This is a genomic window from Paraburkholderia sp. J10-1, assembly GCF_905220165.1.
Lineage (GTDB): Bacteria > Pseudomonadota > Gammaproteobacteria > Burkholderiales > Burkholderiaceae > Paraburkholderia.
This window is the reverse complement of record NZ_CAJMYW010000008.1, coordinates 306,422-321,980: the sequence shown is the minus strand read 5'-3', so window position 1 is coordinate 321,980 and position 15,559 is coordinate 306,422. Positions and strand designations below refer to the sequence as shown.

At 65.2% G+C, this 15,559-nt stretch carries 11 protein-coding genes; 6 read left to right on the top strand and 5 right to left on the bottom strand.

What is annotated here, in order from left to right:
• Nucleotides 1–18 precede the first annotated feature (18 nt).
• Nucleotides 19–1,119, top strand: coding sequence for a tRNA 2-selenouridine(34) synthase MnmH (gene mnmH / locus U5A65_RS24895; protein WP_321947936.1), 1,101 nt, complete (start codon nucleotides 19–21; stop codon nucleotides 1,117–1,119).
• Nucleotides 1,120–1,171: 52 nt separating this feature from the next.
• Here mnmH and U5A65_RS24890 read toward each other — a convergent pair whose 3' ends face one another.
• Complete coding sequence (locus U5A65_RS24890) at nucleotides 1,172–1,489, bottom strand: DUF4148 domain-containing protein (protein ID WP_321914705.1); 318 nt, start codon at nucleotides 1,487–1,489, stop codon at nucleotides 1,172–1,174.
• Nucleotides 1,490–1,696: 207 nt separating this feature from the next.
• Nucleotides 1,697–2,632: a glycosyltransferase family 2 protein gene (locus tag U5A65_RS24885; protein WP_321914706.1), complete on the bottom strand. Its 936-nt coding sequence runs from the start codon at nucleotides 2,630–2,632 to the stop codon at nucleotides 1,697–1,699.
• Nucleotides 2,633–2,819: 187 nt separating this feature from the next.
• On the opposite strand from U5A65_RS24885, the gene U5A65_RS24880 reads away from it, so the two are divergent.
• Complete coding sequence (locus U5A65_RS24880) at nucleotides 2,820–3,980, top strand: glycosyltransferase family 9 protein (protein ID WP_321914707.1); 1,161 nt, start codon at nucleotides 2,820–2,822, stop codon at nucleotides 3,978–3,980.
• 100 nt (nucleotides 3,981–4,080) lie between these two features.
• Here the strand turns inward: U5A65_RS24880 and msbA are convergent, their stop codons facing one another.
• Nucleotides 4,081–5,865, bottom strand: coding sequence for a lipid A export permease/ATP-binding protein MsbA (msbA, locus tag U5A65_RS24875; protein ID WP_321914708.1), 1,785 nt, complete (start codon nucleotides 5,863–5,865; stop codon nucleotides 4,081–4,083).
• A gap of 282 nt (nucleotides 5,866–6,147) precedes the next feature.
• Between msbA and U5A65_RS24870 the strand changes: the two genes are divergently transcribed.
• Together U5A65_RS24870 and U5A65_RS24865 are read left to right on the top strand one after the other, a co-directional pair.
• Nucleotides 6,148–6,963, top strand: a complete 816-nt coding sequence (locus U5A65_RS24870; RefSeq protein WP_321914709.1) for a glycosyltransferase family 2 protein — start codon at nucleotides 6,148–6,150, stop codon at nucleotides 6,961–6,963.
• Complete coding sequence (locus U5A65_RS24865; RefSeq protein ID WP_321936826.1) at nucleotides 6,960–7,793, top strand: glycosyltransferase family 2 protein; 834 nt, start codon at nucleotides 6,960–6,962, stop codon at nucleotides 7,791–7,793. Before U5A65_RS24870 ends, U5A65_RS24865 begins: the two co-directional genes overlap by 4 nt.
• Nucleotides 7,794–7,866: 73 nt before the next feature.
• On the opposite strand, the gene dnaE is transcribed toward U5A65_RS24865, so the two are convergent.
• Entirely contained in the window at nucleotides 7,867–11,424 is a 3,558-nt protein-coding gene (gene dnaE / locus U5A65_RS24860) for a DNA polymerase III subunit alpha (protein WP_321947934.1), read from the bottom strand.
• A gap of 307 nt (nucleotides 11,425–11,731) precedes the next feature.
• Here dnaE and U5A65_RS24855 point away from each other — a divergent pair, with 307 nt between their 5' ends.
• Together U5A65_RS24855 and gluQRS are read left to right on the top strand one after the other, a co-directional pair.
• Entirely contained in the window at nucleotides 11,732–12,613 is an 882-nt protein-coding gene (locus tag U5A65_RS24855) for a sulfurtransferase (RefSeq protein ID WP_321947932.1), read from the top strand.
• A gap of 9 nt (nucleotides 12,614–12,622) precedes the next feature.
• Nucleotides 12,623–13,546, top strand: coding sequence for a tRNA glutamyl-Q(34) synthetase GluQRS (gene gluQRS, locus U5A65_RS24850; protein WP_321936824.1), 924 nt, complete (start codon nucleotides 12,623–12,625; stop codon nucleotides 13,544–13,546).
• A gap of 73 nt (nucleotides 13,547–13,619) precedes the next feature.
• Here the strand turns inward: gluQRS and U5A65_RS24845 are convergent, their stop codons facing one another.
• Complete coding sequence (locus U5A65_RS24845; protein WP_321936823.1) at nucleotides 13,620–15,107, bottom strand: DEAD/DEAH box helicase; 1,488 nt, start codon at nucleotides 15,105–15,107, stop codon at nucleotides 13,620–13,622.
• Nucleotides 15,108–15,559: the final 452 nt, after the last annotated feature.

Below are 15,559 nucleotides of genomic sequence, written 5' to 3'. Positions count from 1 at the left end.
ATCACCGGAGCACCGCAGTTGAACCACCAGCGCGTCACCATCGAACAGATTGGCGAATTCGACGAGATCGTCGACGTACGGACGCCGCTCGAATTCGCCGAGGACCACGTTCCCGGCGCGATCAACGCGCCCGTGCTCAGCAACGAGGAGCGCGTGATCGTCGGGACGATGTACAAGGAGTCGCCGTTCGAGGCAACGCGCGTGGGCGCCGCCATGGTGGCGCGCAACATCGCCATGCATCTCGATACGCTGTTCGCCGACCGTCCACGCAACTGGCGTCCGCTCATCTATTGCTGGCGCGGCGGCAAGCGTTCCGGATCGATGACAGCGTGGTTCAACATGATCGGCTGGCGCGCGCGTCAGCTCGAGGGGGGCTACAAGGCGTACCGGCACACGGTCGTGGAGGCGCTCGGCACGTTGCCCGGAGCGTTTCGCTATATCGTGCTGGCCGGTCCGACCGGCAGCGGCAAGACGCGCCTGTTAAAGGCGCTGGGACAAGCCAACGCGCAGATGCTCGATCTCGAAGCGCTTGCCGCGCATCGCGGTTCGCTGCTGGGCGCGCTGCCCACGCGAGCGCAGCCCTCGCAGAAGTCGTTCGACACGGCACTCGTCCAGACGCTGCGCGCCTTCGACGCCACGCGCCCCGTGTTCGTCGAGGCGGAGAGCCGGCGCATCGGCGCCATCACGCTGCCGCCCGCGCTCGTGGACCGTTTGCACGCCGCGCCCTGTGTCGTACTCGATGTGGCGCGCGAGGAGCGGATCGACTTGCTGCTCGAGGAGTACGGACACCTGTTCGACGAGCGCACGTATTTCCAGGAGCAACTGAACAAGCTCACGCCGCTGCATGGGCGCGAGCGCATCGAATCGTGGTGCAAGCTGCTCGGTGAAAATCGCAGGGCCGAGCTTTACGAGGCGCTGGTCGCTCAGCACTACGATCCCGCCTACACGCGCAGCACGCGGCGCCACTTCGCGAGGCTCGAGAAATCGCTGCACTTCGCATTCCAGCCGATGAAGGGCGACACGCTCGCTCAAGCCCGCACGCTGCTCGCACAACTCGAGGAAACGTCATACGCGGCAGAACCCGCGGGCAGCGAAGCCGAAGCGCCTCGCGCCGTTTGACGTATTCCCTGCCCTTCGCGTGCTTCACAATAAACGCGCGCGCCGCGATGGCTTAGCGCGAGTACATCGCGTTCCAGTCTTCAGGCGAAACCGTGGCGCGGCCGCCCGTTTGCGAGGCGTTCGCCACGCCGCCGTAGCTGCTGTTTGCACCATTCAATGCGGCGACCTTCGCCTGGGCGGACTGAATCGCTTCGGGATAATGGGCGTTGTCGCCATCGCCGACGCGATAACCCACCTGCTGAAGCTGCACGAGTTCGGCGCGCACCTGGGCGCGGGTGATGGTCGAGTGCGACTGCGCGAACGAAGCGGTGGGAAGAGCGGCAGCGGCAACAACGGCGGCAACAGCAACGGCTTGAATCAGGGACTTCATGGAAACGACCTCCAGTTGGATCAGGCGGTCGACGTGCGACGGTATGTGCATGCGACCGATGTACGCATCGTATGCTTGTGACTCCCTAGGGTTAACCCTTGGAAATCTAAGGCACTGTTCCAAATCGAGGCAAAGTCTGCGCGATTCATCGCCGAAGGGCTCAGCCGGCGCCTCGGCGCCAGCCGGCTCCCTTGGGACAACGCAGCGTTAGCGCGATGACTTGCGCGGCGTGGCGCTGTCAGGCAACGAAGCGGTGTGCTGAAGCTGCGCGGGCAAATCGGGCTCCCACGCTTCGAGATCTTGAGTCGGGTAAAGGCCGAACGCGTACATGACCCGCTTCAGACGGCTCTTGAAGTTGGGCCGCGGCACGTTGGGAAGCGTGCCCGGCGCGGCGTCGGCCGTGCGGGCCATGTAGTTGTACTTGAAATCGCGCTGCGTCACGCCCCACTTCATGAGGAACTCGCGGCCGCCGCGATTGCGGCGAATGCGTCCTGTCGTGCGGCAGCCGAAATGGTAGACACGGCTCGCGCCAACCGAGCGGAACGTGCGGCAGCCGACCAGCCAGAGCTTCATCAGAAAGTCGTCGTCGCTGCTCATGCCGGGCCCGAACTCGATGCTGTAGCCACCCACCCGCAGCCAGAGTTCGCGGCTCACGAGCGTCGGCTGCAGTGCGATGCCGTTGCGGTCGGCGGTGTTCATCTTCGCGGCGAACTCGAGTAGTCCCGCCTCGTTGAAGTCGGCAGGACCGGTGCCGAAATGAGCGACCGTCACGAGGTTGTTGCCCGTGTCGGTCGGCTCGATGATCTGCGAGGCGAGATAGGCGGGCGCCGCGCCGATTTCGCGCAATGCATCGACGAAGGCCGAATCCCAACCGGGCGTACAGAACATGTCGTCGTTCATGAACAGGATCCACTCGCTCGAGGCGAGGCGCGCCACATCGTTCACGGCGAGGCATACGCCCACGTTGCCCTTGCTCCACGTATGGCGGATGCCCTGTTCGCGAACCCAGTCGAGCGTACCGTCGCTGCCATCGTTCACGTGCACGAGAATCTCGTGCTCGTACGCGGAGTGGCGCCGGATGCTGTCGACGCACAGTTTGAGGTACGGCAGGTTATTCCAGGTCGGGATCAGAATGCTGAACATGAAGATTAGCCCTATAAAGGGTCTGAGCGAAGCATGACGAGAAACGCGATATTGTACGCACGCCCGGACGTGCCGTAGAAGTTCATACCTCACGATGCCGCGCAGAACGCCGCCCCTGATTATTTGCGCAGCCTGCGAGCAAATATCATGGAATAATAAGCGGTTACTTCAAATAACAACTAAACCCGTGTTTCAGCAGACCAACTCAAACACTTCGTGGGTTTCGCCGGCAAGCTGGTTCGATCACGCCGTATCCCGGTCCTGCACGATTCCCTATCAGGGCGTGCCTTACGAGCCGGAAGCGTTTCTTCGCAGCACCAGTCGCCTCAAGATCGCGAAGAAATACCTGCATAAGCAGTTTCTTCTGAAGGCGCACGGCCAGACGCGCCTCGAACAGGCGCATCTGGACGCTTCGCAGCGAATCCTGTGGGTCTATGCCAAACGCAACTTCGGCGACGCGACGATGGACATGGCCGGCCGCGCGCTGCTCAAGGGCCTGGGTGTGCGCATCGATCTGCTCGCGCTGCCGTCGCTCGTACCGCTGTTCAGCGAAGACGACGTATTCGGCAAGGTCTACGGCGACCCCAGTGAGGTCGATGCGAGCCGCTACGACGCGATTCTGCTCTCCGAGTACAACCTGCCCTCAATCCGCATCAAGACCCAGCACTTCGCGAAGCTGCCCTACGCGGGCCTGTTCCGTTACTTCAACGGGCCCGACCGCAACCAGACCGGCTTCAGCTTCGCGAGCGTGAACGACGTGTTCTCGCTCGGCCACGACGCCGGCACGCTCGCCGCGCTCAGCAAGCCTTATCTCTCGAGCAAGCCCGCAACGCGCGAATCCGTGCGCGCGCTCTTGCCCGCGCGTCCGTTCATCGCGCTCGCGGCGGGTGGCGTGGATCCCGATCGCACCTACAACCGCTGGTCCGAAGTCATCGAATTGTTGAGCAAGTACGACAACGCGAGCGCCGCGAAGGAAATCGTCGTGCTCGGTTCGGACAACGGCACGGAAATCGCACAGCAGTTGTGCGCGAGCGCGCCCGCGAACGTGCGCATCCGCTCGCTGACCGGCAAGCTCGCGTTCCTTCAGGCACGCGAGATCGTTGCGCACGCCGAGCTGTTCCTGGGCGCGGACGGCGGCCTGATGCACGTCGCCCACACCACGCAAACGCCGAGCGTTTCGCTGTTCAGGCATCAAGAGCCGCCCTCCCTGCGCTTGACCGAAGCCTGCCGATCCATCGGCCTGCAGGGCAGTGGCAACGTCGACACCATCCCGCCCGCGCAGGTCGTAGGCGCAGTGTTGCGCCAACTCGCCGCGCTCGTCCCCGCAACGGCGCCCGCCGCCGCCTGATCGCCCCAAACAGGGCTCCTCAAGCTCACGCCGCGCGCCAGCGCGGTTTCATGACGGCGGCGCGCCCAAACTCGCGCGCCGCCGTCATGGTCCATGCGGGTCAGGCCGCGCTCTGCTGATACTGGATCTTGTGCAGGTGCGCGTACATGCCGCCCTTCGTGAGCAGTTCCTGGTGCGTGCCCGATTCGACGATATGGCCGCCATCCATCACGAGGATGCGGTTCGCACGCTCGATCGTCGAGAGACGGTGCGCGATCACGAGCGTCGTGCGGCCGCGCATCAGCGTTTCCAGCGCCGCCTGCACGTGGCGCTCCGATTCCGAATCGAGCGCCGAGGTCGCCTCGTCGAGAATCAGGATCGGCGCGTCCTTGTAGATCGCACGGGCAATCGCCAGGCGCTGGCGCTGGCCGCCCGAGAACTTCATGCCGTTGTCGCCGACCAGCGTGTCCATGCCTTCGGGCAGGGCCGAGATCGTCTCCCACAGGTTGGCGGCGCGCAGCGCGCGTTCCACGCGCTCGCGGTCGGCCGTCTGGCCATAGGCGACGTTGTTCGCGACCGTATCGTTGAACAGCACCACGTCCTGGCTCACCATCGCGATCTGGTTGCGCAGCGCATGCACGTCGTAGTCGGCGATCGATACGCCGTCGACCATCACCTGCCCGCCGCTCGGATCGAAAAAGCGCGGCAGCAGGTTCACGAGCGTGGTTTTGCCGCTGCCCGACGGGCCCGCGAGCGCCACCATTTCGCCGGGATTGATGCGAAACGACACATGGTCGAGCGTCACGCGATGGCTCGCGCCATAGGCGAACGACACGTCGCGGAACTCCACCTCGCCGCGCGCGCGTTCGAGCGGCAAGCCGCCGCCGGCGGCCTCGGGCGGCTCGTCGATGAGCCCGAAGATCAGCTCGGCCGCGGTCATGCCGCGCTGCAGCGGCTGGTTCACGTCGATCAGGTGCTTGAGGGGCGAGATCACGAGCAGCATCGACGTGACGAACGCCACGAAACCGCCAACCGTCGTCTGGTCGTTCGAGGCCTGCACGACCGCAATGGTGATGACGATCGCCAGCGCGATCGAAGCGAGGAATTGCGTAAGCGGCTGCGCGAGCCCGCCCGAGACCGTCATGCGCATCTGGTAGCCGCGCAGGCGCTTGCTCATCTCGCCAAAGCGGTCCTTTTCGTATTGCTCGCCGTTATGAACCTTGACGACCTTGTAGCCGCCCACCGTCTCCTCGACGATATAGGACAAGTCGTTCGTGAGCATCTGATGCTCGCGGTTCAGCCGGCGCAGACGCCGGTTGATCTTGCTGACGAGCCAGCCGATGGCCGGCAGCAGCACCGCGACGATCAACGTGAGCCGCCAGTTCAGATAGAACAGGTAGCCGAGCAGGAAGATGACCGTGAGCGAGTCGCGCACGATCGTGACGAGCACGCTGAGCAGCACGCCGAGAATCTGGTTGACCTCGAACACGATCGCGTTGATGACCGTGCTCGCAGTTTCGCGCTGGAAGAAGCCGACGCTCGCATGAATCATGCGCTCGAACATCTTGAGCCGCAGCGCGAGCAGCACGCGGTTCGACACGTACTGCAGCAAGTAACCGGACGCGTATTGCGCGAGGCCGCGTACGAGCGCCAGCCCGATCACCGCGGTGGGCACCAGCCATTTCGCTTTCGGGTCGCCGCGCGTGCCGAAGCCGTGATCGAGCAGCGGCTTGAGCAGCGCGGGAATGCCGGCTTCGGTGGCGGCCACCACGGCCATCGCGATCACGCCTGCGAGGAGCACCCACATTAGCGGCTTCACATACGGCCACAGCCGCCGGCCAATCACGATCGGCGACGACTTGGTGTCGGAGCCGATCGGCTTGCTCAAGGTTGATCTCTCGCTCAAAATTTCCTCGAAAAAAATGCGGGTAATCTGCCCGCCCCCCGGCAAACAGGTACGCCATTGTAAACGTTCGGCCCAGGGGGCGAGGTATCCGCACCGGCCGGTGCCTGCGCCGGAGCGCTTTCGTAGCGGCCGGCGTTTTTGTATATACTCACCGATTCGGCTTCGGGGCACGAACGCGCGCAGTAACACGCTTGTCTCGCGGAGTGTTCTCCGAACGCAAGGCGGCGCTAGCCGGCCCGCTCACCCTCTTCACCTTCTTCCAGCCATCGCGAGCCAGCGCCGATGAACGACAGCGCCAAACCCGATGCGATCAGTGTCATCGTCATCGTCAAAAACGAAGCACACGATATTCGCGACTGCCTCGCTTCCGTGCACGGCTGGGTGGACGAAATCGTCGTGCTCGACTCGGGCAGCACGGACGGCACCCAGGCCATTTGCCGCGAGTTCGGCGCAACGGTCGTCGAGACCGACTGGCCCGGTTTCGGGCCACAGAAACAGCGCGCGCTCGACGCCGCCCGCGGCCCCTGGATTCTCTCGCTCGACGCCGACGAACGCGTGTCCCCGGCGTTGCGCGACGAGATTCTCGCGAGCGTCAAGGCGAACGGGGCCGACCTGTTCCGTGTGCCGCGCCAGTCGAATTACTGCGGCACGTGGATCCGCCATTCCGGCTGGTCGCCCGACTATGTGACGCGGCTCTTTCGCCGCGACGTAGCGCGCTTCTCGAACGATCTCGTGCACGAGCGCGTGATCGCCGCGCCCGAGGCGCGCGTCGGCACGCTCGCCCAGGCGCTGATTCACTACAGCTTTCGCGACTTCTCCGAGGTGCTCGGCAAGATCGACAGCTATTCGACCTACGGCGCGACCCAGGGCGCGGCGCGCGGCAAACGCGGCGGCCTGCGCAAGGCGCTGCTGCACGGCTTCTGGTCTTTCGTGCGCAGCTGGATCATCCAGCGCGGCTTTCTCGACGGCAAGATGGGCTTCGTGCTGGCGATCTCCAACGCCGAAGGCACCTACTACCGCTACCTGAAGCTCATGCTCCTCGAAACGCAGCAGTCCACCGCGGCACAATCCCGCGACGCCGCAGCGGAGCGCCGATGAACGCGCGCCGCGACATGCTGGTTTCGGTGATCGTCAGCACCTATAACCGGCCCGATGCGCTCGAGCGGGTCCTCGCGAGCCTGAGCGCGCAATCCGACACGCACTACGAAATCATCGTCGCCGACGACGGCTCGGCCAACGCGACCCGCGAAACCGTGGAGCGCTGCGCAGCGGCGAGCCCGGTGCGCATGGAGCATGTGTGGCACCCGGACGACGGCTTTCGCCTTGCCGAAATCCGCAACAAGGGCATCGTGCAGGCCCGTGGCGACTACCTGATCTTCCTCGACGGCGACTGCGTGGCGCAACACGATTTCGTTGCGCGCCACCGGCAGCTTGCAAGCGAGCGAGCCATCATCACCGGCAGCCGCATCCTGCTCGACGAAACGCTCACGCAAGCGGTGATCGGCCAGATGCTGCCGTTGGCGGATCAGGGCTTTGGCTTCTGGGTGCGGCAACGCCTTGGTGGCCACGTCAACAAGATGGCGCCCCTCTTCGTCAAGCTGCCGGACCGCAAGTGGCGCGTGATCGAGCAGTTCAAGTGGCGCGGCATCAAGGGCTGCAACATGAGCGCCTGGCGCAGCGATATCGAGCGCGTGAACGGATTCGACACCAGCTTCACCGGCTGGGGGCACGAGGATGCCGATTTCGTGGCACGCCTCGCCAACGGCGGCGTGCACCGCAAGCTCGGCGCCTACGCCACGGAGATCTTCCACCTGTGGCACCGCGAGCAACCGCGTGACCAGGCCAACTCCAATGAGCAGCGGGTCAAGGCGCGTATTGCAGATGGCACCGTGCGCGCCGAACGGGGTCTGGCCGAACTCGCGACTTGATCACGCGATTGCCCGACCGACGGCGCGGCATGGCAGCGTGAAAACTCCCGCGCCGCCTGCCGCCCATTCCCCGTCAATAAACGATCTCGATCTCGCTGCCCGCAAACTCGCCGCGCAGCGCGGCGAGCAGGTCGTCGGAGGGCTTGACGCGCCAGGCGTCGCCCAAGCGCACTTCGCCTTCGGCCCGATCGTTGCGGTAGGCAATCTGCACCGCGAGTCCATTCGGAATGACTGCTTGCGGGCGATCGCCGCGATCGCGCCCGAAGCCGCCGCGCCCACGCGCTTGCGCGGCCGGCGCCGGCAGCGAGTCGTCGGGCTTCGCGCGATACGCTTCGAGCACCGTGCGCAGCGCGAGCGCATTGGCGTTGCCGTTCATCTGCAGCTTCACGGCCTGCGCGTAGCGGCTGCGCGCGCGCTCGAGATCCATCACCGTATCGACGGTAAAGCGAATGCCGCCCGTGAACGCGTCATTGCGCGCCCCGCCCTGCACGACTAGCAGCTCGTCTTCCTTGAAGAGCGCCTTGTGCGCTTCGAACTGCTCGTTGAACACCGTCACTTCGCACTGGCCGGTGCCGTCGTCGAGCAACGCGATCAGCATCTTGCCGCGTTGGGTCATTTGCGTGCGCAACGAAGCGATCACGCCCGCGATGAGCTTGTCGCGCCCTTCCTTCAGCTCGCCGATCTTCTGGCGCACGAAGCGGCGCACTTCGTCCTTGTAGGCGTCGAAGAGGTGCCCCGAGAGGTAGAAGCCGAGCGCGGCCTTCTCTTCCTGAAGCTTGCGCTTCTCGCCCCACGCGGGTTCGTCGACCAGTTCATGCGCGGCGAGCGGCGCGTCGCCCATATCGAACAGGCCCGCCTGCATGGCGTTGGCGCTCGCCTGGTCGGCGGCTTCCATCGCCATCGGCACGGAGGCCAGCAACTGTGCGCGGTTTGCGTGAATCGTGTCGAATGCGCCGGCGCGGATCATCGCTTCGATCGTGCGGCGATTCACGAGACGACGGTCGATGCGCTCGCAGAAGTCGAACAGGTCCTTGAAGGGACCGCCCTCCTCGCGCGCGCGCAAGATTTCTTCGATGGCGTTCTGGCCGCTGCCCTTGATCGCGCCCAGACCGTAGCGGATCGTGCGCGAGCGCTTGCCTTCTGCGACGTTCGAGTCGGCCACCGGCTCGAAGCGATACGCCGAAGCGTTCACGTCCGGCGGCAGCACGGCCATCTTGTTGGTCAGGCAGTCCTCGAAGAGGATCTTCACCTTGTCGGTGTCGTCCATGGCGAGCGACATATTCGCCGCCATGAATTCCGCCGGATGGTGCGCCTTGAGCCACGCCGTGTGATAGGCGAGCAGCGCGTAGGCGGCCGCGTGCGACTTGTTGAAGCCGTAGCCCGCGAACTTCTCCATCAGGTCGAAGGTTTCGTCGGCCTTCTCGCGCGTGAGGCCGTTCTTCGCCGCGCCTTCCGCGAAAATTTCGCGGTGCTTGGCCATTTCCTCGGGCTTCTTCTTACCCATCGCGCGGCGCAGCAAGTCGGCGCCGCCGAGCGAATAGCCGCCGATGATCTGCGCCATCTGCATCACCTGCTCCTGATAGACCATGATGCCGTAGGTCTCTTTCAGAACAGGTTCGACGCGCGGATCGGGATACTCCACTACTTCGCGGCCGTGCTTACGCGCGCAGAAGCTCGGGATCAGGTCCATCGGGCCCGGACGATACAACGCCACGAGCGCGATGATGTCCTCGAAGCGGTCGGGCTGCGCGTCCTTCAGCATGCCCTGCATGCCGCGGCTTTCCAGCTGGAACACGGCGACCGTGTTGGCCTTCTTGAGGATCTGGAACGACGCGGCGTCGTCGAGCGGCACCTCGGCGAGCGACCAGTCTTTCTTCGAAGGGTCGAGCATGCGGATATAGCGCTCGGCCCAGTCGAGAATCGTTAGCGTGGTCAGGCCCAGAAAGTCGAACTTCACGAGGCCGACGGCTTCCACGTCGTCCTTGTCGTACTGGCTCACGACGCCGCTTTCGTCGCCCTGCGTATAGAGCGGGCAAAAATCCGTCAGCTTGCCGGGCGCGATCAGCACGCCGCCCGCGTGCATGCCCACGTTACGCGTGAGACCTTCCACGAGCTGCGCGAGGTCGAGCAGCTGGTGCACTTCGTCTTCGTTGTCGTAGCGCTCCTGCAGGAGCGGCTCTTCCTTCATCGCGTCGGCAATCGTGACGTGCTTGCCGGGCTTGAACGGAATGAGCTTGGCCACGCCGTCGGTGAAGTTGTAGCCGAGATCGAGCACGCGGCCGATGTCGCGCACCGCCGCCTTCGCAGCCATCGTGCCGAAGGTGGCGATCTGCGAAACCGCATCGGCGCCGTACTTCTCCTTCACGTACTGAATGACGCGGTCGCGCCCATGCTGGCAGAAGTCGATGTCGAAGTCGGGCATCGAAACGCGTTCCGGATTCAGGAAGCGCTCGAACAGCAGGTTGTAGCGCAGCGGATCGAGGTCGGTAATGCCGAGCGCGTAGGCGACGAGCGAACCCGCGCCCGAGCCCCGGCCCGGTCCCACCGGCACGCCGTTGTTCTTGGCCCAGTTGATGAAGTCCGCAACGATCAGGAAGTAGCCCGGGAAACCCATCTTGATGATGGTCCCGCACTCGAATTCGAGACGCTCGTTGTAGCGCGCGCGCTCCTGCTCGCGTTCGGCTTCGTTCGGATACAGCTGCACGAGGCGCTTTTCGAGGCCTTCTTTCGAAAGCTGCACGAGATAGTCGTCGAGCGACAGGCCGTCGGGCGTCGGGAAGAGCGGCAGCTTCGGCTTGCCGAGTTCGAGCGTGAGGTTGCAGCGCTTGGCGATTTCGATGGTGTTCGCAATGGCCGACGGAATGTCCGCGAACAGCGCGGCCATTTCTTCCTGCGTGCGAAAACGCTGATCGGTCGTGAAACGTTTCTGGCGGCGCGGATTCGCGAGGATGTCGCCTTCCGAGATGCACACGCGCGCTTCGTGCGCGGTGTATTCCTCGTCGGTCATGAACTGCATGGGGTGCGTGGCGACCACCGGCAGCTTCAGTTGCGACGCGAGCGCCACGGCCTGCTCGACATATTGCTCGCCGCCGGGCTGGCCGCAGCGCTGCAGTTCGATGTAATACGCGTTCGGAAACAGCTTCGCCCAGCGCTGCGCATGGCGCTTCGCACTTTCGGCATTGCCCGCCGCGAGCGCGAGACCCACGTCGCCCTGCTGCGCGCCCGAGATCGCGAGCAGGCCCTCGGCCAGACCTTCTTCGAGCCACGCGACGTCGACTTCCGCGCGGCCGCGGTACTGGTTCGTGAGCCACGCCTTGGAAAGCAGTTCGCACAGATTCAGATAGCCGCGCTTGTCCTTCACCAGCAGCAGAAGGCGCGACGGCTTGTCGCGGTCGTCGGGATTCGTGATCCAGACGTCGCAGCCGGCAATGGGTTTGACCCCTTTGCCGCGCGCTTCGCTGTAGAAACGGACGAGGCCGAATGCGTTGCCTAAGTCGGTGAGCGCGAGCGCGCCCTGGCCGTCTTTGGCCGCCGCCTTGACGAGGTCGTCGAGGCGTACGATGCCGTCGGCAATCGAGAATTCGGAATGGACGCGGAGATGGACGAAGCGGGGATCTGACATGGGCGTCATTGTACCTTCAGGGGCACGCGATTATCGGCGCTCGCTCGCATGCGCGCGCGACAGTGGCCGGGGCGGCCCAACCGATCTGGACAAGTGCTTGCGCGAGCGCAGGCCGCCGCACGGTGTGTCGTCTACGCCGCAGGCGGCGCGAGGCGCGATTGAGGGATAATAGCGGATTGCGCCCGGCGCGCGCCCTGCCCCAATTCCCGTTTTCGGGGACCCGCAGCGAACAGGCAGTACGCGACGCAGCAAGCGACGCACCACGCGCGCCCGGCTCCAGTTTCACGCGCTTTGATAGCGCCTTTCCCGTTGCACCATGCGTATCCTCAATCTATCCGCCTACCAGTTCGCCACGCTCGAGAAGACCGCCGAGTGGCGTCCGCTCGTGCTCGAGCGCTGCCAATCGCTCGATTTGCGGGGCACGATCCTGCTCGCGCCAGAAGGCATCAACCTGTTCGTCGCCGGCGATGAAGGCAACGTGCGCGCCTTCATGGACTACATCAACCACGACCCGCTCTTCGAAGGCAAGTTCGCAACGCTGCGGTTCAAGGAAAGCTTCTCCGAATCGCGGCCCTTCAACCGTATGCTCGTGCGCCTGAAGCGCGAGATCATCACGATGAAGAAGCCCGCGATCCGCCCCGAAGAAGGCCGCGCGCCTTCCGTGGCGCCGGTCGTGCTCAAGCAATGGCTCGACCGCGGCTTCGACGACGAAGGCCGCCCCGTTGTCATGCTCGACACGCGCAACGCGTTCGAAATCGATGTCGGCACGTTCGATAACGCGCTCGACTACCGCATCGACAAGTTCAGCGAATTCCCGGGCGTGATCGAAGCGAACCGCGCCGACCTCGAAGGCAAGACGGTCGTGTCGTTCTGCACGGGCGGCATTCGCTGCGAAAAGGCCGCGATCCACATGAAGGAAGTGGGCATCGAAAGCGTCTACCAGCTCGAAGGCGGCATTCTCAAGTACTTCGAGGAAGTGGGCGGCGCGCACTACAACGGCGACTGCTTCGTGTTCGACCAGCGCACCGCGCTCAATCCGCAGCTCGAACCGACGGACACCGTGCAGTGCTTCGCGTGCCGCGCCGTCGTCACGCCGCAAGAGCAGGCTTCCCCGCTCTACGTGGCAGGCAAGAGCTGCCCGGCGTGCCATCCGGAGCGCGCGGGCGCGACGGATACGGCGGCCCAGGCTGCCGCTTAAGCCGCGCGCGTGAGCGCATCGCCGCAAGGGTATCGCGGGCGCTTCGCGCCCTCGCCCACTGGCCCGCTGCACTTCGGCTCGCTCGTTTCGGCGCTCGCGAGCTGGCTCGACGCGCGAGCGCATGGCGGCGCGTGGCTCGTGCGCGTGGAAGACATCGACGGCCCGCGCACCGTGCCGGGCGCAGCCGAAGACATTCTCACGACGCTTGCGGCCTTCGGCTTTCACGCCGACGAGCCGCCGCAATGGCAGAGCCGCCGCACCGGCCTGTACCGCGCGGCGCTCGACCGGCTGATCGCCTCGCGCCACGTGTACGCGTGCGGCTGCACGCGCAAGGAAATCGCCGATTCGCAAGTGCGTGCGCACCAGCGCAACACCACGCTGATCTATCCGGGCACCTGCCGCGCGGGCCTGCACGGCAAGCCAGCGCGCGCGTGGCGGCTGCGTGTGCCCGACGACGCGCCTTCCAGGACACAAAACCCCGCGCTGATCCGCTTCGACGACCGCTGGCAAGGCCCGCAGCAGCAAGACCTCGCAACCGAAGTCGGCGATTTCGTGCTCCTGCGCGCCGACGGCCAATGGGCCTACCAGCTCGCCGTGGTTGTGGACGACGCCGAACAACGCATTACGCACGTGGTGCGCGGCGCGGACCTGCTCGACTCAACAGCGCGGCAAATCTGGCTCCAGCAGTGCCTTGGCGTGCCAACGCCCGCCTACCTGCACGTGCCTGTTGTGACGAACGCGGAAGGGGACAAGCTCTCGAAGCAGACCGGGGCACAAGCGCTCGATGCGTCACGCCCGCTGGGAGCGTTGCTGGCCGCGGCGCGGCATCTGGGCCTCGAATTGCACGACCCTTCGCCCGCAACGCTCGAAGCGTTCCAGCGAGACGCGATCGAAGCGTGGAAGCGGCGGCTCGCGCAATTGCCGGCCACCTAAACAAAAACGGCATGTCGTTGAAGGCGACATGCCGTTTTATCGTTGTGTCGCGCGCCGCTTCGCGCGCTCAAACTCAGTTCGACGAAGACGACGTCGGCTTGTTGCGCCACGACGAGCCGAGACCACCCAACAGCGCTGCGAGCGGCTGCTTCGACTGCTGTTTTTGCGGTGCGGTGTTCGCGGGCTTGTCTTCAGCCTTGCTGCGCGCGTTAGCCGAAGGCTCGTAAGGCTTCAGGAAAAAATCGTCGATCGGCTGCGAACGATGATGATGCGGGCGGTCGAACGACGCCGCACGGCGGTGCACACCGCGCTCGCCGCGTTCGCCGCGCCCTTCGCGGCCTTCATGACCGTCGCGCTCCCGGCGGCGGCTACCGCCTTCGTGATGCGGCACCGGCACGTCGACCACGAGGCGCTCCACGGTCAGCGGACGCTTGATGAGCTTCTCGATATCGGCGAGTTGCTTCTTCTCGTTCGGGCTGCACAGCGAAAGCGCGTCACCCGAGGCGCCTGCGCGGCCCGTGCGGCCAATGCGGTGCACATAGTCTTCGGCGTTGAAAGGCAGGTCGAAGTTAATGACGGCGGGCAGCTCCGCGATGTCGAGGCCGCGCGCGGCCACGTCGGTCGCCACGAGCGCTTCGATTTCGCCGCGCTTGAAGGCGTCGAGCGCCTGCATGCGCTCGTTCTGCGAGCGGTCGCCGTGAATCGCCGCCGCGACGATGCCCTGCTTTTCGATCTGGCGGGCCAGGCGGCTCGCGCCGATCTTGCTGTTGCAGAACACGATCACCTGTTTGAGACCGCGGTCGCGGATCAGCTGAACGACCGCGCCGGTCTTGTCGCCCTCGGCAACTTCGTACACGACCTGGGTGACGTTGGTCGCCGTGGAGTTGCTGCGCGCCACCTCGATGGTCTGCGGCGTGCGCAGATAGGTCGCGGCAAGCTTCTTGATCTCGCCCGAGAACGTGGCCGAGAACAGCAGCGTCTGGCGCTCCTTCGGCAGCAGGTTCAGGATGCGCTGCAGGTCGGGCAGGAAGCCCATGTCGAGCATGCGGTCGGCTTCGTCGAGCACGAGCATCTGCACCTGGCCGAGGCTCGTGGTCTTTTGCTGCACGTGGTCGAGCAGGCGGCCAGGTGTCGCGATCAGGATTTCCACGCCGCGGCGCAGCTCGTCGGACTGCGGATTCATGTCGACGCCGCCGAACACCACCGCGCTGCGCAGCGGCGTGTGCTGCGCGTAGGTGCGCACGTTGTTCGCGACCTGATCGGCCAGCTCGCGCGTAGGCGTGAGAATCAGCGCGCGCACCGGATGGCGTGCAGGCGAAGCGCTCGTACTCGCCATCGGCAGGAGGCGTTGCAGGATCGGCAGCGAGAAGCTCGCGGTCTTGCCCGTGCCGGTTTGCGCGGCGCCCATCACGTCGCGGCCCGTGAGCACCACGGGAATCGCCTGCGCCTGGATCGGCGTGGGCGTCGTGTAGCCTTGCTCCTTGATGGCCCGGAGGATTTCGGGGGCCAGACCAAACTGGTCAAAGTTCGCAGTGCTGGGCGTGACGGCTGTGTCGGACATGGTGGCTTCGCTATAAAGGCGCTATTCGCGCAAGGCGCGGGAGCGCCTCAAAAGGTCACTGCTGGGCATTGCAGGTCGATGCAAAGGCGCCGGACAACACGTCAGGCGCCCTGCGGCGACGGGCGGAACGCACGCCCGCGAGGGCCTCCCGGCAAACGGATGGCCCGGGATGGCCCGTGGACGACGAGAGGATCTGCCGGGGACGGGGCGCTGGCTCCATCGCCGCGCTCGCTCGGGTTCAACCCGGCCAGACTCACTCGATTCCAGATGGTTCCGGCGCCGCCCTCGTCTATCGACTGGCGCGCGCACCGGATTGGTCAAAACGGCCCGACCGGCATTTCAGGCCGATCCAGCAAGCCTCGGGGCGGCTTGTCGCCCGCTTGTCACTCGCGTGTCGCCCGCTTGTCACTCGCGTGTCGCCCGCTTGTTACTCGCGTGTCACCCGCGCCCTG